This is a genomic window from uncultured Paenibacillus sp. (assembly GCF_963515335.1).
Classification (GTDB): domain Bacteria; phylum Bacillota; class Bacilli; order Paenibacillales; family Paenibacillaceae; genus Paenibacillus_I.
On the sequence record NZ_CAUPYC010000012.1, the window covers coordinates 1 to 21668 of the forward strand.

At 59.0% G+C, this 21668-nt stretch carries 18 protein-coding genes; 3 read left to right on the forward strand and 15 right to left on the reverse strand.

The window, feature by feature from the left end:
• Positions 1-187 precede the first annotated feature (187 nt).
• Genes RWM61_RS06325 through RWM61_RS06335 form a run of 3 tightly spaced genes read right to left on the reverse strand, consistent with a single transcriptional unit; the run spans position 188 to position 2850 of the window.
• The gene (locus RWM61_RS06325; RefSeq protein ID WP_313998624.1) at positions 188-979 is read right to left on the reverse strand and encodes an ABC-2 family transporter protein; all 792 of its coding nucleotides are present in this window, start codon (positions 977-979) and stop codon (positions 188-190) included.
• Between the two features lie 4 nt (positions 980-983).
• On the reverse strand, positions 984-1778 hold the full coding sequence (locus RWM61_RS06330) for an ABC-2 family transporter protein (RefSeq protein WP_313998626.1): 795 nt from the start codon (positions 1776-1778) through the stop codon (positions 984-986).
• A complete protein-coding gene (locus tag RWM61_RS06335; RefSeq protein WP_313998628.1) occupies positions 1771-2850 on the reverse strand; it encodes an ABC transporter ATP-binding protein in 1080 nt (359 codons plus the stop codon). Before RWM61_RS06335 ends, RWM61_RS06330 begins: the two co-directional genes overlap by 8 nt.
• Positions 2851-3107: 257 nt before the next feature.
• Between RWM61_RS06335 and RWM61_RS06340 the strand changes: the two genes are divergently transcribed.
• Positions 3108-4175, forward strand: coding sequence for an LCP family protein (locus tag RWM61_RS06340; RefSeq protein WP_313998630.1), 1068 nt, complete (start codon positions 3108-3110; stop codon positions 4173-4175).
• A 142-nt stretch (positions 4176-4317) separates the two neighbouring features.
• Positions 4318-5643 (forward strand): glutamate-1-semialdehyde 2,1-aminomutase, encoded by a 1326-nt coding sequence (locus RWM61_RS06345; RefSeq protein WP_313998632.1) that lies wholly within the window; start codon positions 4318-4320, stop codon positions 5641-5643.
• Between the two features lie 96 nt (positions 5644-5739).
• Here RWM61_RS06345 and RWM61_RS06350 read toward each other — a convergent pair whose 3' ends face one another.
• The 4 genes from RWM61_RS06350 to RWM61_RS06365 form a co-directional block, all read right to left on the reverse strand.
• Positions 5740-6522 (reverse strand): DUF2705 family protein, encoded by a 783-nt coding sequence (locus RWM61_RS06350; protein WP_313998634.1) that lies wholly within the window; start codon positions 6520-6522, stop codon positions 5740-5742.
• Positions 6515-7465 carry an ABC transporter ATP-binding protein gene (locus tag RWM61_RS06355; protein WP_313998636.1) on the reverse strand — a complete coding sequence of 317 codons (951 nt, stop codon included), beginning with the start codon at positions 7463-7465 and terminating at the stop codon, positions 6515-6517. Before RWM61_RS06355 ends, RWM61_RS06350 begins: the two co-directional genes overlap by 8 nt.
• A gap of 210 nt (positions 7466-7675) precedes the next feature.
• On the reverse strand, positions 7676-7960 hold the full coding sequence (locus RWM61_RS06360; protein ID WP_313998638.1) for a hypothetical protein: 285 nt from the start codon (positions 7958-7960) through the stop codon (positions 7676-7678).
• A 298-nt stretch (positions 7961-8258) separates the two neighbouring features.
• The gene (locus RWM61_RS06365) at positions 8259-9581 is read right to left on the reverse strand and encodes a UDP-glucose/GDP-mannose dehydrogenase family protein (protein ID WP_313998640.1); all 1323 of its coding nucleotides are present in this window, start codon (positions 9579-9581) and stop codon (positions 8259-8261) included.
• A 323-nt stretch (positions 9582-9904) separates the two neighbouring features.
• Here RWM61_RS06365 and RWM61_RS06370 point away from each other — a divergent pair, with 323 nt between their 5' ends.
• On the forward strand, positions 9905-10276 hold the full coding sequence (locus RWM61_RS06370; RefSeq protein ID WP_313998643.1) for a helix-turn-helix transcriptional regulator: 372 nt from the start codon (positions 9905-9907) through the stop codon (positions 10274-10276).
• A gap of 146 nt (positions 10277-10422) precedes the next feature.
• Here the strand turns inward: RWM61_RS06370 and RWM61_RS06375 are convergent, their stop codons facing one another.
• From RWM61_RS06375 to gltB, 8 genes are all read right to left on the reverse strand, one after another.
• Positions 10423-11400 carry an NAD-dependent epimerase/dehydratase family protein gene (locus RWM61_RS06375; protein WP_313998748.1) on the reverse strand — a complete coding sequence of 326 codons (978 nt, stop codon included), beginning with the start codon at positions 11398-11400 and terminating at the stop codon, positions 10423-10425.
• Between the two features lie 85 nt (positions 11401-11485).
• Positions 11486-12826, reverse strand: a complete 1341-nt coding sequence (tuaD, locus tag RWM61_RS06380; protein ID WP_313998645.1) for a UDP-glucose 6-dehydrogenase TuaD — start codon at positions 12824-12826, stop codon at positions 11486-11488.
• Between the two features lie 5 nt (positions 12827-12831).
• On the reverse strand, positions 12832-13725 hold the full coding sequence (gene galU, locus RWM61_RS06385) for a UTP--glucose-1-phosphate uridylyltransferase GalU (protein ID WP_313998648.1): 894 nt from the start codon (positions 13723-13725) through the stop codon (positions 12832-12834).
• A gap of 12 nt (positions 13726-13737) precedes the next feature.
• Positions 13738-14430, reverse strand: coding sequence for a sugar transferase (locus RWM61_RS06390; protein WP_313998650.1), 693 nt, complete (start codon positions 14428-14430; stop codon positions 13738-13740).
• 228 nt (positions 14431-14658) lie between these two features.
• On the reverse strand, positions 14659-15681 hold the full coding sequence (locus RWM61_RS06395; RefSeq protein ID WP_313998652.1) for an NAD-dependent epimerase: 1023 nt from the start codon (positions 15679-15681) through the stop codon (positions 14659-14661).
• A 69-nt stretch (positions 15682-15750) separates the two neighbouring features.
• Positions 15751-16212, reverse strand: coding sequence for a PilZ domain-containing protein (locus RWM61_RS06400; protein WP_313998654.1), 462 nt, complete (start codon positions 16210-16212; stop codon positions 15751-15753).
• A gap of 246 nt (positions 16213-16458) precedes the next feature.
• Positions 16459-16611 carry a hypothetical protein gene (locus RWM61_RS06405; RefSeq protein ID WP_313998657.1) on the reverse strand — a complete coding sequence of 51 codons (153 nt, stop codon included), beginning with the start codon at positions 16609-16611 and terminating at the stop codon, positions 16459-16461.
• A gap of 295 nt (positions 16612-16906) precedes the next feature.
• A complete protein-coding gene (gene gltB / locus RWM61_RS06410; RefSeq protein WP_313998659.1) occupies positions 16907-21508 on the reverse strand; it encodes a glutamate synthase large subunit in 4602 nt (1533 codons plus the stop codon).
• Positions 21509-21668: the final 160 nt, after the last annotated feature.

The following is a 21668-nucleotide window of genomic DNA, read 5'->3' on the forward strand; positions in this document are numbered from 1 at the left end:
GCAGCCGCCGAACCTCGGCATTTCATCCGTTAGCGGCACGCCGTGCCGCTAACTCCCCCATTGGCCGCCTCAACCGCCGGTTTGCGGCATCTCATGCCGCTAGCCCGCCTTTTTTACCCGCCGAACCTCGGCATTTCCTCCGTTAGCCCGCCTTTGCAGCCGCCCGGCCGGCGGAACCTGCGCCCTGCTACGATCCCGCCCCGCGGTAGCGCTTGACGCCGTGGTTCCACACCGCAAGCCCGATGCCGGCGAAGACAAGGCCTACGGCCGGGGTGAGGAACGCCATCAGGATGTCGTCCGGACCGCTGCGCTCCAGAAAATACGCGGCCGGGTAAACGCCGACGAAGGCGAACGGCACGACCCACGTGAGCAGGAAACGCATCGCTTTGTTATAAATGTTGACCGGATAGCGGCCGTAGTTCTGGATATTGTACATCAGCGGCAAAATGCCGGTCGGCGCATCCGAATAGAAGGCGATGGCCGTCAGTGCTGTATATACGCCGAAATAGATGGCGACGGAGCCGGCGACCAGCAGGACCAGCACGAGTATATCGACCGGCCCGTAGGTGATGCCCATCTGGATGGAGGTGATCGTCATGATGATACCGCCCACGATGGAACCGAATAACGACGGCGGATCCATATTCTCCAATAAAACCTGGAACAGGTTGTGCGCCGGCCGGGTCAGCACCCGGTCCATCTCGCCCTTCACGATATAGCGGTCGCTGAAATTCCACAAATTAAAGAAGCAGCCGAAAATGCCGAACGGTACCATAAAGAAGCCGTACACGTACACGACCTCCGCCTCCGTCCATCCGCCCAGAGTAGGCGTATACCGGAAGGCGATCAGGATGACGATCAGATTCATCCCCTGGAACAGGAGGTCGGACAACACCTCCACCCAGAAATCGGCTCGGTAGGCCAAACGCGTTTTCGCGTAGTTTTTCAAATATTCCCAAAACAAGCCTCCATAAAACATCCGCTCACCCTCCCTGCACGAACAGCCGCCGGCGCGCGGCGCGCCACAGCGCCCAGATCGGCAGGATCAGGGCGGCGAACCAAATGCCCTGCAGTCCGAACGCGAACCAAGCGGCCTCGCCCGCGCTCCGTCCGGTGAATACGGAGCTCGGCAAATAGGCGATCGCCTGAAACGGCAGCCATTGGACGACCGCGGCGAGCCAGCCGGGGAACAACGCGATCGGAATGACGACGCCGGAGAACAGGTCGACGAGCACCCTTTTCATCCGCATCATCCCTTCAATGTTCTCCACGAAAAACGCGCTCAGACCGGTCAAAATATTAATCTGCGAATTGATCAGAAAGCTGAGGAAGAGCATCGCCCCGTACAGCAGCCACGCTTGCGGCTCACGCGGCAGCTCGACCGGAAAGATGAGCCAGACCACAATCATGCCCGGCACCATAAAAAGCAGCAGCCGGAACAAACCTTCGCCGAAGCCCTGCATCATTTTGACGAGCAGGTACACATAAGGCCGTATGAACTGGATCGCGACGCTGCCGTCCCTGATTTCATTCGCGATTTCCCGGTCGAGGTTGTTGAAGTAAAAAGCGCGCGCCATCCAACTGACGGCGACATACGTCGTCATCTGGGCGAGCGTGAAGCCGCGAATGACGTCCTGGTCCCCGTAGATCGCGTTCCAGAAAAAATAATAAGCCCCGATATTAATGGCATAAATAACGATACCGCTGTAATAATTAACGCGGTAAGCGAGCATCATCAGAAAGCGGATGCGGATCAGATCGACATAAGCGCTAAGCATGGCTGACCGGCTCCTTGTCTTTCTCCGCGGCCGCCTCGGACTGCCCGCCGGCCATCAGGTCCGGCGCGGACGCCGAGCCCGACCGGTAAATCTCGCGCACGATTTCGTCGGTGTTCGTCTCCATGATCTTGATGTCCCGAATATCGGCGGCGCCGACGACGCGTGACAAAGCATCCGACACATTGATCGAATGAGGCACCCACAGGCTCGCCTCCAGATCGCTCTCGCCGGTCGACCACTCCACGCCGGCCAGGCCTTCGGTCAGCCGCTCGAGGAACGGCCGTCCGGTATGATCGCCGAACTGGAAACGGATTTCGCGCCCTTTGCTCCAGCGTGTTTTCAGTTCGTCGAGGCCCCCGTCATAGATGATGCGTCCGTCATCCAGCATAATGACGCGGGTGCACAGCGCCTCGATATCCTGCAAATCGTGAGTCGTCAGCAGAATGGTCGTGCCGTGCTCCCGGTTCAACTGCTTCAGAAACTCGCGGATCTCGGTTTTGACGACGATATCGAGCCCGATCGTCGGCTCGTCCAGAAACAGGATCGACGGATTATGCAACAGCGAAGCGACAAGCTCGCAGCGCATCCGCTGCCCCAGGCTCAGCTTCCGTACAGGCCGGTTCAGCAGATCGCCGAGCTGCAGACGTTCCACCAGCTCGTCCAGCCGCTTGCGGAACGGCTCCTCCGGCACCCGGTATACTTTGCGAAGCAGCCGGAACGACTCGATGACGCCGATGTCCCACCACAGCTGGCTGCGCTGTCCGAAGACGACGCCGATTTCGCGGACGAATTTTTCCCGTTCCTCATACGGCACGTACCCGTTGACGCGCACGATGCCCGAAGTCGGGACAAGAATGCCGGTCAGCATTTTGATCGTCGTCGATTTGCCTGCGCCGTTCTCGCCTATATAACCGCAAATTTCGCCCCGCGGTATGGTGAAGCTTATATCCTTGACGGCGGTCACCTCGATGTGTTCCCGCTTGAAAAGGTCTTTAAAGGCTCCCGACAGGCCTTCGCGGTTTTTCTGCACGTTAAACTGTTTTCTCAACTGCTGCACGTCAATAGCCGGCATCAATGGATCGGTCTCCTCTCGCGCTCGACATTTCCCGGGAAATGCCGCTTGTTTTCCGACATTAGTATACCACTTGTAAGACAGCGGCTGACAATTTATAATTTTATAGATGCGTACCTGAGCAATGGTGCAACTCGAAATCCGTTTGTCTCCATATGAAAGTTTGCTTTCATCGCGCATGCGTTTGATGATAGGTAATCATACAATGGATTCGGGCGTTTGGGAAGTTACCCGGAAGAAAGGATGATCAAAGCCGAATGGAGAGAAAGAAAAAACCGTGGAAACTGGCTTTATACGGAGCTGTATCGCTGGTTGCGATAATCGTCGTTTATGTGGCCTATCAAGGCATTGGCATATACAACGCATTGGACGGGTTCGAGAAAAACAACGATTCCTCCCGATTCAAAGGCGTCGTCGACCAAGCCGCGGAGAAGCCGCCGGAGTGGGAAGGCCGGGAACGGGTCAATGTATTGCTGCTCGGCGCCGATGCGCGGGGCTTGAAGGAAGGCGAGGTGGCCCGGTCGGACTCGATGCTCGTCGCATCGATCGATCCGGTTACGAAGCAGGCGCACCTGCTGTCGATTCTGCGGGACACCTACGCGAATATTCCGGGGTATGGCAAAAATCGGGTCAACACGGCCATCACGCTCGGCGGGCCGAACGTGGCGATGCAGACGATCGGAGATCTGCTGGGCCTGGATATCCAATATTACGTTTACGCCGACTTTGAAGGCTTCAAGGCGCTGGTCGATGCGATCGGCGGCGTCGATTACGAAGTCGAGAAGGATATGAAATATGTCGACAACGCGGACGGGAACCGGTACGATATCGATCTCAAAAAAGGCTACCAGCGGCTGGACGGCGACAAGGCGCTGCAATACGTCCGCTTCCGGCATGACGCCATGTCGGACTTCACGCGTACCGAGCGGCAGCGGAACTTTATGGCGGCCGTCGCCAAAAAACTGCAATCGACATGGAACCTGGTCCGGATGAAAACGATTCTGGAACAGGTGCAGCCTTATATCGAAACGAACCTGCAAGTGTCCGATATGCTGAAGCTTGGACAGCTCGGACTCAAGGTCCGCGTTGCCGGATCGGCCCAGGTGCCCCCGATGGATTTGCTGTATGAAAATCGCTCCCGACTCGGCGCCGTGCTCGACATCCGGGACGAGGACAAGCTGCGTGAATATGTGCGGAAGGTGCTGTCGGTGGACACGACGGCGCCCGCACCGGCGGAAGGCGCCGCCAGCGGCGCGGACGGAGCAGCCGGCCAGGCTTCCGACCGGACTTCAAGCAGCGGGAACGATGACGAAGGCGGCCTATAAACGGCCGCCCTGCTTGCCGCTTCCCATGAAATCGGCTATCGTGAGAGGGTGAACAGGAGCGGATGCTCCGTTCGCCCTCTGTCATTTTGCAAGACAGGCGGGCGAGCGTCGAATAAACGTTTGGAAGGCAGGCGATTTAAGCGTGGCAACCACTACCTCGAACAGGCCGCAATCGGAGCGGTTATATGAAGAAGCGCTTCGGCATATCGCAGGCGGCGTCAACAGTCCCTCCCGCTCGTTCAAGGCGGTCGGCGGCGGCGCGCCGGTATTTATGCGCCGGGCGGAAGGCGCCTATTTCTGGGACGTGGACGGGAACCGGTACATCGATTACCTGGCCGCCTACGGACCGATTATCGCCGGCCACGCCCATCCCCATATTACGGAAGCGATCGTCAAAGCCGCGCGCGGCGGCACGCTTTACGGGACGCCGACCGAGCTCGAAATCGAATTGGCCCGGAAGCTGAAAGCGTCCATCCCTTCGCTGGATAAGGTCCGCTTCGTCAATTCGGGCACAGAAGCCGTAATGACGACGATCCGGGTGGCGCGGGCATATACGAAACGAACGAAAATCATCAAATTCGCCGGCTGTTACCACGGGCATTCGGATCTGGTGCTCGTCGCCGCCGGATCCGGCCCCTCCACGCTGGGCATTCCGGACAGCGCGGGCATCCCGGTCACGATCGCCCAGGAGGTCATCACGGTCCCGTTCAACGATCTTCCCGCCCTTCAGGCGGCGCTTGAGCGCTGGGACGACGACGTTGCCGCCGTTATGGTCGAGCCGATCGTCGGCAATTTCGGCATGGTCATGCCTGAGCCGGGCTTCCTGGAGGGGCTGTGCAGGCTGGCCCGCTCGGCCGGCGCGCTGGTCATTTACGACGAGGTGATTAGCGGCTTCCGGTTCCATTACGGCGCCGCGCAGACTTTCGGCGCCTTTCCGGACCCGGCGGCGATCGAACCGGACTTGACCGCCCTCGGCAAAATTATCGGCGGCGGCCTGCCGATCGGCGCTTATGGCGGCCGCAAAGCCGTCATGGAGCAGGTCGCTCCGCTCGGCCCCGCCTACCAGGCCGGCACGATGGCCGGCAATCCGGCTTCGGTGGCAGCGGGCATCGCTTGCCTGGAGGTGCTGAGCGAGCCCGGCCTGTACGAGCGGATGGACAGCCTCGCCGCCCTGCTGGCGGACGGCCTTGCCGAAGCGGCGGCCGAGTCCGGCGTGCCGCTCACCGTCAACCGGATTCGCGGTTCGTTCTCGACCCACTTCTGCGCGCATCCGGTAACGAACTACGATGAGGCTCAGCACACGGACGGCGATGCGTTCGCCGCGTTTTTCCGCGGCATGCTCGGGCGGGGCATCTGCCTGGCGCCGTCCAAATACGAAGCGTGGTTCCTTACGGCGGCTCACACGCGCGCGGACGCAGACGAAACGCTCGAGGCGGCCAAGGCCGTTTTCCGCTCCATGCGTCAATGACAGTCCATGACATACGAACAGAAAAACGGCGATTCGGGCAGCCTCACCGCAGGCTCCCGCATCGCCGTTTCCGATGTCGCGCATGCCGGGCAGCCGTCAAGCCGCAACATCGCGCTTATTGAACACGAACCACGTAAGGGCCACGAACACGATGTAATAGCCGGCCAGCACCGCAAGCGAGAAGCCGAGCGTCATGCCTTCAAGCATCGGCCGCTTGTTCAGATACTGCGTCAGGTCCGTATGGAAGAACAGCAAATACTTGATCCATTCGTAATCGAACACGCTCAGAATGCCCGTTACCAGGCTTCCGCCCAGCAAAATGAAGATCGAAAGCCCGATAGCCAGACCGCCCGACCGGAACACGGTCGAGATCATGAAGGACAGCGTCACGATGACGATCAGGCCGGCAAACATGCTGACATAAATAAGAAACATATAGGCATAGGGCGGCATATCCGGTCTGACGTCGAACCGGTAATCGCCGTCGAAGCCGAACAGCGCCCCGTTCGCCAGCACCGTAAAAAGAAACAGCGCAGCCGAGAACAACAGGGCGAACAAGAGCAGCGCCGCATACTTCGACAGCAAAATTTTCGAGCGGCTCCAGGGGCGGATCAGCAGCAGCTTGATCGTGCCGGAGGAGAACTCGCCCGCTACGCTGTCCGCCGATATGACGACGGTGAAGATGGTGACGAGCGGGAACAGAAGCATGCTCTGAAAAGACATGATCTCCCACATCGACGGCTTCATATCGGAAAAAGCATACCCCAGGACGCTGCTTCCTCCGGCGAGCAGCAGCAGCAGCCCCAGCATGATCCACGTGCGCGGCCTCCGGTAAATTTTCATATTCTCGTTGGCGGCGAGCTGCATGAAATCAAACACGCGTTTCACCTCCCGTAACCTCAAGGAACTGGTCCTCGAGCGATTTCGTCACGGCCCGGATCCCGTAGATGCGGATGCCTGCCGCGACGAGCCGGGCGTTCAGGTCCGCCACCGTCTCGCGGTCGGCCGACAGCGTCAGCGTCATCCCCTTGACCTGGACGACCGTGCCGTCGAGCAGTACGGCCGCGTCGTCCGGACGGTCGACCTCGAATTGCACCCGCGCCGCCGCGGTTGCATCCTTGCCCGTGTACCGCTCAATCGGCCGGATATCGATCAGGCGTCCGTTCTGGATGATGGCGACGCGGTCGCACATCAGCTCCATTTCCGACAGCAGATGGCTCGATACGAATACGGTAATGCCCTCGTTCCGCGCGAGCAGCCGCAAATAATCGCGAAGCTCCCGGATGCCGGCGGGATCGAGGCCGTTGGTCGGCTCGTCCAGAATGAGCAGCGAAGGCTTGTGCATGATGGCTTGCGCAACGCCCAGACGCTGCCGCATGCCGAGCGAATACGTTTTTACTTTGTCGTGAATCCGCGCCGTCAGACCTGCCAGCTCCGTCACTTCGTCGATACGCTGCCGCGTGATGCCCGGAATCATGCGGGCATAGTGAAGCAAATTCTGATAACCGGTCAAATATTTATACATCTCCGGATTTTCCACGATCGCGCCGACCTGGCGCACCGCCTTCTCGAAGCTGCGCCGAATGCTGTGGCCCTTGATCGTGATCTCGCCTTCGGTAAGCGCCATCAGTCCGACCATCATCCGGATCGTCGTCGTTTTGCCCGAGCCGTTCGGCCCCAGAAAACCGAAAACCTCGCCTTGCGGCACATCCAGCGTCAGCTTGTCGATAATCGTCCGTTTGCCGATCCGTTTCGTCACATTCACAAGCCGGACGACCGGTTCGCCGGAAATGCCCGCTTGTCTTTCCGCCTGCTGAGTCATTCCCTTCCTCCCTCTATGCTGCTTTCTCCTGCGGTTTCCTCCCGTGTGGGTTCAGCCGCACTTGATCCCTATCATTATATACGAGCACAGGAAAGGAATGGAAGGGACTTTAGCAAAACTTCAGACAACCGCGCCCGCCCGCGACGGCAAATAAGCCCGGCAGGGAATCCCATCCCTTGACCGGGCTTGCGGCAGGCATCCGACGCGAGTCTATATAAGCGACCATTGGAGCGGGGTGCAGCTCTGCGCGGCATGCAATTCTCTTCCCGCTTCCGGCATCTCCATCGCATCGAAAACCGGCATGATGTCCGCCCCGGTTTCCGTTAATCCCGCCGCAAACGGCGCTTCGGCGCTTTTGCTCGCCTCTATTGCGGAGGTGCAGCAGCCGAGCGGATGAACCACCTTGAAATAACCCGTTTTGAACAATACTTCCGCTTCCGCCAATTCCTCCAAACGATTGCAGCCCACACAGTAAAACCGGCCGGTTCCCGTCATCGGTTCGTTCACTCCTTCTCGCATGAATTATACCTTTTGTATCATTTTTATCGAATTTTGTTACATTACGTATCCAATCTACCTCTAATTTATGACAAATATCGATGCCTGTCAACCCGTGATTTTCCCACCTCACTGTTGTCTCTTGTCATAAACAGCAACAGGTATAACGTATATACCCCGTTTGCACTAAGTTTATTCATCAAAATTCGATTTATTCCGAAACATTTTTCGACCATGCCGTCGACGCCGCTGCGCGAGGTTTCGCAAGCATCCGGGCAAACCAAAGGGACGCTCGTCAGAACGTCCCTCCCCGGAACCGCTTTTTCCCGGCGGGCCGGCCGACACCGGTATAGAACAAGCCGGATTCGGCGACCGGCCGGAGATCGTACGCATTGCGTCCGTCGATTAAAACGGGCACGGCCATCGCCTCCCGCAGATCCGCCAGCGGGACCGCCGTGAAAAGCGGCCATTCCGTAAGCAGGCACACCGCATGGGCGCCACGCGCCGATTCAAGCGGGTCGGCGTACCAGACGATGTTCGGATGGTCGAGGATTTGGCGAAAACTCGGCTCCGCCACCGGGTCGCACATCCGCACCCGCGCGCCCTCACGGAGCAGCGCCGGGACGATATCGAGCGACGGCGCGGAACGGACGTCGTCGGTTCCAGGCTTGAAGGAGGCGCCCCATACGGCGACCGTCAAGCCGTCAAGGCTGCCGTGCTGCTCCAGCAGCGCACGGAGCACGAGCTCGCGCTGGCCCCGGTTCACCTCGATGACCGAACGCAGCAGTTTAAAATCGTAGTCGACGTTGCCGGCGATCTGCAGCAAGGCATGGGTATCCTTCGGGAAGCAGGAGCCGCCGTAGCCGATGCCCGCCTTCAGAAAAGCGGGGCCGATCCGCGGATCGAGGCCCATGCCCAGCGCGACGGTCGCAACGTCCGCGCCGACCTTGTCGCATAAATTGGCCATTTCGTTTATAAACGATATTTTGGTCGCCAGAAAAGCGTTCGAGGCGTATTTGATCATTTCCGCCGTGCGAAGGTCGGTATGGACGATCCGGTCGGTTAGCGGCTCATGCAAGCGATGCGCCAATGCGGCGGCCTTTTCGCTATCGGAGCCGATGACGATTCTGTCGGGGTGCAGCGTATCGTGAAGGGCGGAGCCTTCCCGCATGAACTCCGGCACCGATACGACGTCGAAAGGGGCGGCGGTTCCCTCTGCGATCCAGCCTTTGACCCTCTCGTTCGTCCCGACCGGCACGGTGCTCTTCAGCATAATAAGCGTATACCCCCTCAGCAGCGGCGCAAACGAACGCACCGCGGACTCCAAGTCCGACAGATCGCTCTCCCCGCCGGCCTTCTGCGGGGTGCCGACAGCGACGACCACCACATCGACGCAGGCCGTCTCGCCCGCGTCGCAGGAGAAACGCAGCCTGCCTTCAGCCGAAAGCCTGGCCATTCGTTCCTCCAAGCCCGGCTCGTAGATCGGCGACTCTCCCCGCGACAGCCTGCCGATTTTCGACTGATCCCGGTCTATGCATACGACCCTGTGACCGAGCGAGGCAAAGCAAGCGCCCGTAACCAATCCGACATATCCTGTACCGATAATGGCGATTTCCACAACAATTCCCTCCGGGCCGTGTCATTTGTCTCCTATTATACACCTAAGCACCCGGGTGTTCCTCTAAATCGACGTCTTTACAATTCCGCCACGACAGCGGCGCTCATGCCCGTGCGGCTTTCAGGACCTCCGCAAAAAATTCAGTTGACTTAAAGTATTAAAGGGGTATGGACAGGCAATCTTGAATATCATAAGATACAGAATGTATCTAATCGTTTGCGGGAACGGAAAGCCGACAAATTTGCGGCATTTTGCCCCCGTCCTCTATGCAATTGCCGGTTATCCGTATTAATATGAAGATAGATGGGAATAGGAGGATTATGATGAGCATAGGCAGCCGCATCGCAAAATGTAGAGAGCAACGGGGATGGACGCAAGAGCAGACCGCCTCCTCGCTCGGCATCTCCCGGGCCGCGTTGTCCCATTACGAAAAAAACCGCCGGGAGCCCGATACGGAAACGCTCACCAAGTTCGCGGACCTGTTCAGAGTGTCGATCGACTTTCTGGTGGGAAGAACGGAAAACCCGCACATGACGCTCGACCCCGAAGTGCGCGATTTTACGGACGCCTTGGAGCTGTCGGACGAGGAACTGCTGAAGCGGTTCGCGCTGACCGTGGACGGGCGGAAGCTGTCGCCCGATGAGGCGCGGCGTTTCATCGCCTTCGTCCGGGCGGAGCGAATGATGCAGGGATAGGTTTGATCCCCACAACCGATAAAGGCTGCCCCGATACTGATCGGAGCAGCCGTTTTGACTTTATCCGACCATTTGCCGGGTTCCCGACAAGCAACCGGCATACCTGCAGAGCTTCTTTTCCCCTCTCTCGGTCGAAGGGGTTTATCTCACGTGGCGGCGAGAGCCGTCTGCCGGCCGTTCACCGCACGCACGGCCTCTTCGATCTTGTTCGCGGCATAACGCGGCGCATAGTAGTCGTAAATAAGCTTCAGGCCTTGGGACAGATCAACCTTCGGCGTCCAATCCAGATGCTCCCGCGCCAATCGATTGTCCAGGCTGCTATGAAGTATATCGCCGGCGCGGGCATCCTCATAGCTCACCTCCTGCTTTTTCCCCAGCACGGCTTCAAAAGCCTCGATCAGCCCGTTCAGGCTGACCGCTGCCGATGTGCCGATATTGATGACCCGGCCTCCGCCCCGGCTCATGGCTTGGACGTTCGCCTCGGCCACGTCGCCTACATAAATGAAATCGCGCGTCTGCGTCCCGTCTCCGAATACGCGCAAGGGCAAGCCGCGCAGCATCCGGTCGAGGAAGATCGAGATCACGCCTCCCTCGCCCTTCGGGTCCTGCCGGACGCCGTACACGTTCGCGTAGCGCAGGATCGTGCAGTCAATGCCGTACAACGAAGAGAAGGTCCGGATATAATACTCGGGCGCATATTTCGATACGCCGTAGAACGAAGCCGGCGCCTTGGCGTGATCCTCGGCGATCGGCAGGGCTGCCGGGGCTCCGTACACCGCCGCCGAGGACGCATAAATAAATTTGCCCGCCCCCGCGGAAACGGACGCCTTCAGCAGGTTGATGGTCCCCGAGATGTTGATGGCCGCATCCTCCAACGGATTCGCGATCGACTGTTGAACGTCGATCTGCGCCGCATGATGAACGACCACATCCGGACGCTCGCCGTCCATAATGCGGTGCAGCTCGCAGGACCGGATATCCGCATGGTAAAAAGCGGCGTCCGGGTGAATATGCTCGCGTTTGCCGGTGGACAGATTATCGACAACCACCGTCTCGCAGCCTCGTTCGAGGCAGCGGTCGACGATGTGGGAGCCGATGAAGCCCGCTCCGCCGGTTACCAACACTTTAACCAACGCTTTCCACTCCTTTATTCGTATTTCGAATTCTATACGGCTTTGCGGATTTTGCGGATTTTGCGGACGAAACGCGCTATACCACCGCTTGCTCCGCATGCTTGTCCGCGCCTACAACCGGTCGGCCTACGCTGTAATACGTCACGCCGAGCGCCTCCATGACATTCAGATCAAAGCAATTCCGGCCGTCGACGATGACCGGATTGCGCAGCAGATCCCGCACGCGGGCAAGGTCCATCTCCTTGATCTCGCTCCATTCGGTCAGAATCAGGCAGGCATCCGCGCCGCGCACCGTGTCGTACACGCCCGCACCGTATTCCGTGTCGTCCGGCAGCAGCTTGCTCGCCTCCGGAATGGCAACCGGATCGTAGGCCTTGACGGACGCGCCGAATCCGATCATTGCCGGGATGAGGTCCAGCGAAGGCGCATAACGCATATCGTCGGTGTTCGGCTTGAAAGCAAGCCCGAGGACGGCGATCTGTTTGCCTTTCAGGCCGCCGAGCGCTTCCAGCAGCTTGTCCAGCATGACCATCCGCTGGCGGTGGTTGATTTCGATAACCGAGTCGATAATTTTGAATTCATAGCCTTTGCCGGCCGCGATCGCTTTAAGCGCCTCGGTATCCTTCGGAAAGCACGAGCCGCCGTAGCCGATCCCCGCCTGCAGAAACTTCGAGCCGATCCGGCTGTCCAGGCCGACGCCCGCCGACACTTCGGACACATTGGCGCCGACGCGCTCGCACAGGTTCGCGATCTCGTTGATGAAGGAAATTTTCGTGGCAAGAAAAGCATTGGCCGCGTATTTGATCATTTCCGCGCTCTCCAGGTCGGTAATGAAAATCGCCGTGTCGAACGGCTCGTGCAGCTCGGCGACGATTTGCGCCGCTTTGTCGCTGCTCGCGCCGATAACGGCCCGCTCCATGCCTATGCAATCCGCAATCGCGGAGCCTTCCCGCAGAAATTCGGGGTTGGAAACGACGTCGAACGACACGCCCGCGTCGGGACGGCTGTCCGCTACCGTCCGGGCAACGATGCGGCCCGTCCCGACCGGCACGGTGCTTTTCGTCACCACGACCTTATAGCCGTTCAGGTTTTCTCCGATCGTCTTCGCCACCGCTTTCACATAGGTCAAATCCGCCTCTCCCGTCTCCGACATCGGCGTGCCGACCGCGATGAACACGACCTCCGATTCCCGGATGGCCGCGGCGACGTCGTCCGTGAAAGACAGCCTGCCCGCTTCGGCATTCGAGGACACCAGCTCTTCGAGGCCCGGCTCGTAAATCGGAATGACGCCCGATTTCAGCAGATCGATTTTACGACGGTCGATATCGCAGCAGACGACCCGGTGTCCGACCTGTGCAAAGCAGGTGCCGGATACCAAGCCGACGTATCCCGTTCCCACAACCGCTACTTTTTTCATCGCCGTTACCTCCCGCTGATCACCAATTGGTTTTGGTAGAGCTCGTGCAAATACGCCAGAATGTCCGCCTTCAGATCGTCACGCTGCAGGGCGAAGTCCACTTGGGCCTTGATAAAGCCGAACTTATCGCCGACATCATAGCGGACGCCTGTAAAATTGTAGGCCAATACGGTCTGTATCGCATTCAGCCCCTGGATGCCGTCGGTCAACTGGATTTCATTGCCCGCGCTCGGCGCAAGATTGCCGAGAATATCGAAAATTTCGGGGCGGAGCACATAACGGCCCATGATCGCGTAGTTGGACGGCGCCTGCTCCTTCTTCGGCTTCTCGATGAAGTTCGCCACGCGCACGACGTTCGGCGCGATTTCCAACCCGTGCGGATCGATGACGCCGTATTTCGGCAAATCCTCGTCGGGCACCGCCTGGACGCCGACAACGGACGACTCGAACGTCTCGAATACATGGATCAGCTGCTTCAGGCAGGGAACCTCCGACTGCACGATATCGTCGCCGAGCAGCACCGCGAACGGCTCATGGCCGACGAACTTGCGCGCGCACCAGATGGCATGTCCCAGCCCTTTCGGCTCGCCCTGGCGAATGTAATGGATTTGCGCCAACTCATTGATTGCCGCCAGTTCCTCCAGCTCTTGCCACTTGTTTTTCTTCGCCAGCGTCTCTTCCAGCTCGAACGATTTGTCGAAGTGATCCTCGATCGCCCGTTTGCCGCGTCCGCTGACGATCATGATATCCTCGATGCCGGAGGCCACGGCTTCCTCGATAATGTATTGGATGGTCGGCTTGTCGACGATCGGCAGCATTTCCTTCGGCTGCGCCTTGGTGGCCGGCAGGAAACGGGTGCCGAGTCCGGCGGCGGGAATAATCGCTTTTTTAACCTTCATGGGTCATCCTCCTTAGTAGGAACCTTTGTTGAGCAGCACCATCCGAACCGTTTTCAGCACGATCTTGAAGTCCAGCGCGAACGAGCAATGATCGACGTAGTGCAGGTCATGCCGGATTTTCTCGCCGTGCGCAATGTCCGACCGGCCGTTCACCTGCGCCCAGCCGGTGATGCCGGGCTTGACCAGCAGCCGCTGGCGCTGCAGCGCATTGTATTTAACCGTGATTTGGGGCACCTCGGGGCGCGGTCCGACGATGCTCATGTCTCCCTTGAGCACGTTGTAGAACTGCAGCAGCTCATCGATGCTTGTCTTCCGCAGAAAAGCGCCCAGGCGCGTCACATTCGGATTGAAGCCCGATTTGAACACGAAATCGTCGGGCACTCCTTCCTTCCATTCGTCGTAATTCGTCTTCGCCTGGTTCGGCGCGGCCACTTGCCTATGGGCCTGCTTCATCGTGCGGAATTTGTAGATCGTAAACGGCATGCCGTTCACACCGGTCCGCTGCTGCTTGAAGACGACCGGGCGGCCGTCCGTGATCGCGATGGCGAGGTAAACAAGCAGCAATAGCGGCGAAATGAATACGAGAATCCATACGCTGCATACGATATCCAGCATTCGTTTTACCTTTCGGTACGGCAGCGGCTGCGCCTGCGACCGGGTTAATTCGATCTCCATCGACATCCGCTGCTGCGTGTTCGAACTCAAGGCCGTCACTCCTCCGCAAATCGTTTTCTTTTTTGCGACTATACCTGTCGGACAGTTACTAAATGTATCTATACTTCCGACATTGTGATACATATTGTATCGTACTTTCCAAAAAAAATGAACCTATCCTTAGTCCTATATTCCAACATATTTCCTTAACAAAGCCCGTCCCTTTGTCGAACGACAAAGCCGGTTCTCCAACCGGCTTTCCGTCCGCTTTCATCCTTCTTACACGTTAGCCTGTTGGTCGGCATAATACGAGATGTACCAGGCCGCAAACCTGCGCAGCCCTTCTTCAATCGGCGTATAAGGCTTGAAGCCGACGGCAGCCTGCAGCGCATCGATATCCGCGAACGTCTCCGCCACGTCTCCAGCCTGCATGGGCAGCAGCTCGATCTCCGCCTTTTTGCCGATCGCATCCTCCAGCGTCCGAATGAAATGCATCAGCTCAACGGGCCGGTTGTTTCCTATATTATAAACGCGGTACGGCGCATAGCTTGCGGCCGGATCGGGATGCAGCCGATCCCAGGACGGATCGCCCTGAGGAATATAGTCCATCAGCCGGACGATGCCCTCTACGATATCGTCGATGTAAGTGAAATCGCGGCGCATGTCGCCGTGGTTGAACACCTGGATTTTCTCGCCCGCCATCATTTTGCGCGTAAACGAGAAGTAAGCCATGTCCGGCCGGCCCCACGGTCCGTAGACGGTAAAGAAACGAAGCCCTGTCGTCGGCAGGCCGTATAGATGGCTGTATGTATGGGCGAACAGCTCATTCGCCTTTTTCGTTGCCGCGTACAGGCTGACCGGGTGATCGACCGCGTCCCCCTCCGAGAACGGCATTTTGGCGTTGGCGCCATAGACGGAGCTCGAAGAAGCGTAGATGAGATGCGGCGTTTTTTGATAGCGGCAGGCTTCGAGAATATTCGTGAAGCCGGCGACGTTCGACGCCACATAGGCGTGAGGGTTTTGCAGGCTGTACCGTACGCCCGCTTGCGCGGCCAGATGAATCACCCGGTCGAACGAATGTCCGGCGAACAGCCCTTGCACCGCGGCCGAATCCTCCAGATGAATGCGCGCAAGCTCGAACCCGTCGCAGCCGAGCAATTGCGCCGCGCGGTCTTCCTTCAGGCGAACCTCGTAATAATCGTTAAAATTGTCGGCCCCGACCACCAGGTGTCCTTCCTCCAGCAGCCTTTTCACCGTATGGAAGCCGACGAATCCCGCCGCTCCCGTAACCAGTATTTTCATCTCAGCATCCTCCATGACCGTTCTCTTTATGGATTGTATCATATTCACTATTTCCAGCAAGGTTATGCCCTACCTGCAAAGATCAAGAAACGGCGCGACATCGCTGATATGCGTTTCATATTCGGACATCCTGCGGTACGTATCGTGCATTTTCGCTTCAGCGGCCGCCGCCAGGAGCTTGCGTTCCATAGCCGCCAGGAGTTCCTCCATCTCCCGCTCATTCAGAATCAGGCGGACGCCGTATACATACAGATTCTCTTCGATGTTCTGCCATACGATCTCGCCGCTGCAGCTGAGACGCCGGCCGTCCAGATCGAAATCAAAGCCGACCCGGTAATCTTGCCGAACCGGAAACTTCAAAGAACTGGCGAAATGAAGGCCGTCCGTACTCAGGTTCATAATCAGCACCGGCCGGACGCCCGACCGCACCTGCTTGCCCCCGACGCTGACGACCGACAGACTGGCCCATGTCATCCCCGGGTACTTCAGCCGCAATTGACGACGCTCTTGCGTAACTTCCCACGTTTTCACCCTGCACCGACCTCGCTCTTTCGCTTCATTTTGTAAACCCGAATGATACATTTCGTATCATAAAAAGGTTTATGATAAGCTGTATGGCGTAGCAAGCCTGATGTCTCTTTTACAGGTGCGTTCACAAGGATGCAAGCGGTCAAAAAGTTCATGGGAACGCCCGGCATGGAGGACAAGTAAAGAAACCGGCCGCGCGAAGCGCCGATCCGGCGCCGATCCGAGCCGGAACCTTGCGGCACGAATCTCCTACTCTCCCGAGACCGCGTCTTGCATGACCGACATGGAATGCTCTACCCACTTCGCCTTCGAAATGCCCAGCTGCTCTAACAGCAGATATACGTCGAGTTGCACCTGTTCCGTTTCGACAGTCGTCAGCTCGATACTTCCATCGTTAATCATACTCACACTCCCAGCCTTAAATATCTCTCTAATCAATTATGGATCGCATCTGGTTCGGCGGCATCGATATGGCTTATTATAATGGGTTGAACCTCGGCTGTCTGTCGATTAATGTGCGAACCCAGCGTAGTTTTTTGTCGAAAAGGTGCGATTTGCGCTTAAAAAAATCTCAGATTCGTTTTCCTGAAGAATGGGTATTTACCACTCGCATCAGACAATAAAACACCCGATCCACACAAAAAAACCGGAGGTTTCGACACGAAACCTCCGGTTGCGGTTATCTATATTCGCGGAATCAGTTTCCGCCCACGCGGGCCAAATCCCGCATGTTTGCCTCGAATGCCGCCAGCAAGGCGGCTTCGCCCTCAAGGCCCGAGTCATGCATTTTCTCGATTTGCTCCAGCATCCGCTTGAAGTCCTTCGGAATAACCTTCACGAACTTGGGCAAGGCGTTCGGCCAATCGTTCAGCACCGCTTTGCCGACTGCACTGCCGGTGTACTCGACGTGGCGGCGGATCATCGTCTGGACTTCCTCGATTTCCGCTTCATCCTCCAAGCGCTCGAGGCCGACCATTTCCATATTGCAATGGCGATAGAAGTCCCCCGCCGCGTCATAGATGTACGCGATGCCGCCCGACATGCCCGCGGCGAAGTTGCGTCCGGTGGCGCCGAGCACGACGACGCGCCCGCCGGTCATATACTCGCAGCCGTGATCGCCGGTTCCCTCGACGACGACCTTCACGCCGCTGTTGCGGACCGCGAAGCGCTCGCCCGCGATGCCGCGGATGTACGCTTCCCCGCCGGTCGCGCCGTAGAACGCCGTATTGCCGATAATGACGTTCTCTTCGGCCTTGAACGTCGCCTTCGGCGACGGCGCGATAATGATTTTGCCGCCCGACAGGCCCTTGCCGACGTAGTCGTTCGAATCGCCTTCAAGCGACAGCGTCATTCCCTTCGGTACGAAAGCGCCGAAGCTTTGGCCGGCGGAACCGACGAAATGGAACCGGATCGTATCCTCCGGAAGCCCCGCGGCGCCGTAACGGCGTGTCACTTCGCTGCCGACAATCGTGCCGACCACGCGGTTCGTATTGGCTACCGGCAGCGTCGCGCTGACCGCTTCGCCCTTCTCCAGCGCCGGCTGCGCCAGCGGAAGCAGTTGCTTCACGTCAAGCGAATCATCCAGCCCGTGATTCTGCTCCTGCACGCAATAGCGCGGCGCGTTCGCCGGCACTTCCGGCTGGTACAGCAGCGGCGTCAGGTCCAGGCCTTTGGCCTTGTAATGGTCGATCGCCTGCTTGGTTTCCAGCATATCGGAGCGGCCGACCATCTCGTCGATGGTACGGAAGCCGAGCTCCGCCATAATTTCGCGCAGCTCCTCCGCAACGAAACGCATGTAGTTGACCACGTAAGCCGGATCGCCCATGAATTTCTTGCGCAGCTCCGGGTTTTGCGTCGCCACCCCTACCGGACAGGTATCCAGCTGGCAGACGCGCATCATCACGCAGCCCAGAACGACGAGCGGAGCGGTCGAGAAGCCGAACTCCTCGGCGCCGAGCAGCGCGGCGATCGCCAGGTCGCGGCCGTTCATCATTTTGCCGTCGCACTCCACGACGACGCGGTCGCGCAGGTTGTTGAGCATGAGCGTCTGATGCGTTTCCGCCAGGCCCAGCTCCCACGGCAGGCCCGCATGGCGCATCGAGGCCATCGGCGAAGCGCCGGTGCCGCCGTCGTAGCCGCTGATCAGGATGACGTCCGCGCGTCCTTTGGCAACGCCGGCCGCAATCGTGCCGACGCCGACTTCGGAGACGAGCTTGACGTTGATCCGCGCCCGCGGATTCGCGTTCTTGAGATCGTGGATCAGCTCCGCCAGGTCCTCGATCGAATAGATGTCATGGTGCGGCGGCGGCGAGATCAGGCCGACGCCCGGCGTGGACCCGCGCACTTCCGCGATCCACGGGTAAACCTTGCGGCCCGGCAGCTGGCCGCCCTCGCCCGGCTTGGCGCCCTGCGCCATCTTGATCTGGATCTCGTCGGCGTTCACCAGGTAGTTGCTCGTGACCCCGAAGCGCCCAGAAGCGACCTGCTTGATCGCGCTGCGGCGCGAATCGCCGTTGGCATCCGGAATGAATCGCGCAGGGTCCTCGCCGCCCTCGCCGGTGTTCGACTTGCCGCCGATCCGGTTCATCGCGATCGCGAGCGATTCATGCGCTTCCTTGCTGATGGAGCCATAGGACATGGCGCCCGTTTTGAACCGTTTAAAGATCGACTCTACCGGCTCCACCTCATCAAGCGGAACCGCATTGCCTTTCCTGAACTCGAGCAGCGAACGGAGCGTCGCGTATTTGCGGTCTTCGCCCTGCACAAGATGGGAATATTTCTTGTACAGCTTATAATCGTTCTGGCGCGTCGACATCTGCAGCGTATGGATCGTCTGCGGGTTGAACAGGTGCTCCTCCCCGTCCTTGCGCCATTGATACTCGCCGCCGGAGTCCAGCTCCAGCATGGCGCCCTCCTTGTCCCCGAACGCATAGTTATGCGCCTTGAGCGCTTCCTCGGCGATGACGTCCAGGCCGATGCCGCCGATGCGGGACGGCGTCCAAGTGAAGAATTCGTCGATGACGTCCTCGCGCAGGCCGACCGCTTCGAAAATCTGGGCGCCGCGGTACGATTGCACCGTGGAAATGCCCATTTTGGACAGGATCTTGACGACGCCTTTGGTGGCGGCCTTGATGAAGTTCTTAACCGCCTTCTCGTGCGTAACGCCGCGGAGCAAGCCCTGGCGGATCATGTCGTCCAGCGTCTCGAACGCGAGATACGGGTTGACGGCGCTGACCCCGTAGCCGAGCAGCAGGGCGAAATGATGCACCTCGCGCGGCTCCCCGGACTCGAGCATCAGGCTGACCTTCGTCCGCGTGCCCTGCCGGATCAGATGGTGATGCAGCGCCGATACGGCAAGCAGCGCCGGGATGGCCGCATTGTCCTTGTCGATGCCGCGGTCGGACAGAATGATGATGTTATGGCCCTTCGCGATGACGCGGCCGGCCGCTTCGCACATCGTCTTGAGCGCATCGCGCAGGCCGGCCTCGCCGCCGTCCGCCGGGAAGAAGATCGGAATCGTGATCGACTTGAAGCCCGGACGGCGGATGTGGCGCAGCTTCGCGAACTCCTCGTTGGAGAGCACCGGCGACGCCAGCTTGATATGGCGGCAGCTTTCCGGCTCCGGCGCGAGCAGGTTGCGCTCGGGACCGATCGTCGTGCCGGTCGCCGTGATGATCTCCTCGCGGATCGCGTCGATCGGCGGGTTCGTCACTTGGGCGAACAGCTGCTTGAAGTAGTTGTACAAACGCTGCGGACGTTCCGACAGCACCGCAAGCGGCGCGTCGTAGCCCATCGAGCCGATCGGCTCCACGCCGCTGCCGGCCATCGGCTCCAGCACCTTGCGAAGGTCCTCGAACGTATAGCCGAACGCCCTTTGGCGGCGCTGTACGGTCGTGTGGTCCGGTTCCGGCAGCTCGACCGCTTCCGGCAGATCGTCCAGGCCGACGAGATGCTCGTCAAGCCATTCGCGGTAAGGCTTCTCGGACGCGATGCGCGCCTTCACCTCTTCATCGGAGACGATGCGCCCTTCCTTCGTGTCGACAAGCAGCATCCGTCCCGGACGGAGGCGGTCTTTATACAGAATGTTTTCCGGCTCGATCGGGACCGTTCCGGCTTCGGAGCCCAGAATGATGTGGTCGTCCTTCGTCACGTAGTAACGAGCCGGACGAAGGCCGTTCCGGTCCAAAATAGCGCCGATCTGCGTGCCGTCGGTAAACGCCATCGCGGCCGGTCCGTCCCACGGCTCCATCAGGGTGCTGTGATACTCGTAGAACGCCTTCTTCTCTTCGCTCATGCTCTCGTGGCCCGACCACGGCTCCGGCACCATCATCATCGCCACGTGCGGCAGCGACCGGCCGGCCAGATACAGGAATTCCAGCGTGTTGTCGAACATCGCCGTATCCGAGCCGTCGGGATTGACGACCGGCTTGATCTTCTCCATGTCCTCGCCGAACAGCTCGGACGCGAACAGCGTCTGGCGGGCATGCATCCAGTTGATGTTGCCGCGCAGCGTATTGATCTCGCCGTTATGAATCAGGTAGCGGTACGGATGAGCGCGCTCCCAGCTCGGGAACGTGTTGGTGCTGAAACGCGAGTGGACGAGCGCAATCGCGGTTTCCATCGCTTCGTCGTTCAGCTCGATATAGAAGGAACGCACCTGTTCGGTCGTAAGCATCCCTTTGTATACGATCTTCTTGCTCGAGAGGCTCGAGAAATAGAACATGTCCCCGCCCTCGACGCCGCCGTAACGGATCGCCAGCTCGGCGCGCTTGCGGATGACGTACAGCTTGCGCTCGAAAGGAAGCTCGCCTTCCACGCCCGCTCCGCGGCCGATGAATACCTGGCGGACAAAAGGCTTCACGGCCTTCGCCGATTCGCCCAGCTTCTCGTCGTCGGTCGGCACGGTCCGCCAACCGAGGAAGGTCTGGCCTTCCTCGCGCACGATCGCCTCGAAGCGGCGTTCATGCTCCGCGCGAAGCTTCTCGTCATGCGGCAGGAAAAGCATGCCTACGGCATAGTCGCCCTCTGCCGGAAGCTGGATTTTCAACCCTTTCAATTCCCTCGAAAAGAAAGCGTGCGGAATCTGTATCATGATCCCGGCGCCGTCGCCCGTATTCGGTTCGCTGCCTTGACCTCCGCGGTGCTCCATGTTCTCAAGGACGGTAAGCGCCTGCCGGATGATCTTGTGCGACTTGATGCCTTTGATATTCGCCACAAAGCCCATGCCGCAGGCGTCCTTCTCGAACTGCGGATCGTACAGGCCTTGCTTCGGCGGCAATCCCAAACGATTAACTTTCATGTTGTGCAACCTCTCTATCAAAAGATTTTGTGCAAGCCGCTCATGTAGAGAACAAAATGCTTCATTTCCAGCGGCTTTTGTCATAGAATGGTAACAGCGAGCGCGCGGAAGCGGCTCGGGCCGGAAACAGCTGAAGTTTGCATCATAGTACTCTAGTATA

Excerpts from the sequence above, each read along its gene's own strand:
- RWM61_RS06395 (WP_313998652.1), bottom strand. The coding sequence starts at position 15,681 with ATGAAAATACTGGTTACGGGAGCGGCGGGATTCGTCGGCTTCCATACG.
- RWM61_RS06360 (WP_313998638.1), bottom strand. The coding sequence starts at position 7,960 with ATGACGGGAACCGGCCGGTTTTACTGTGTGGGCTGCAATCGTTTGGAG.
- RWM61_RS06370 (WP_313998643.1), top strand. The coding sequence starts at position 9,905 with ATGAGCATAGGCAGCCGCATCGCAAAATGTAGAGAGCAACGGGGATGG.
- RWM61_RS06405 (WP_313998657.1), bottom strand. The coding sequence starts at position 16,611 with ATGATTAACGATGGAAGTATCGAGCTGACGACTGTCGAAACGGAACAG.
- tuaD (WP_313998645.1), bottom strand. The coding sequence starts at position 12,826 with ATGAAAAAAGTAGCGGTTGTGGGAACGGGATACGTCGGCTTGGTATCC.
- RWM61_RS06340 (WP_313998630.1), top strand. The coding sequence starts at position 3,108 with ATGGAGAGAAAGAAAAAACCGTGGAAACTGGCTTTATACGGAGCTGTA.
- RWM61_RS06355 (WP_313998636.1), bottom strand. The coding sequence starts at position 7,465 with ATGACTCAGCAGGCGGAAAGACAAGCGGGCATTTCCGGCGAACCGGTC.
- RWM61_RS06330 (WP_313998626.1), bottom strand. The coding sequence starts at position 1,778 with ATGCTTAGCGCTTATGTCGATCTGATCCGCATCCGCTTTCTGATGATG.
- RWM61_RS06335 (WP_313998628.1), bottom strand. The coding sequence starts at position 2,850 with ATGCCGGCTATTGACGTGCAGCAGTTGAGAAAACAGTTTAACGTGCAG.
- galU (WP_313998648.1), bottom strand. The coding sequence starts at position 13,725 with ATGAAGGTTAAAAAAGCGATTATTCCCGCCGCCGGACTCGGCACCCGT.
- gltB (WP_313998659.1), bottom strand. The coding sequence starts at position 21,508 with ATGAAAGTTAATCGTTTGGGATTGCCGCCGAAGCAAGGCCTGTACGAT.
- RWM61_RS06325 (WP_313998624.1), bottom strand. The coding sequence starts at position 979 with ATGTTTTATGGAGGCTTGTTTTGGGAATATTTGAAAAACTACGCGAAA.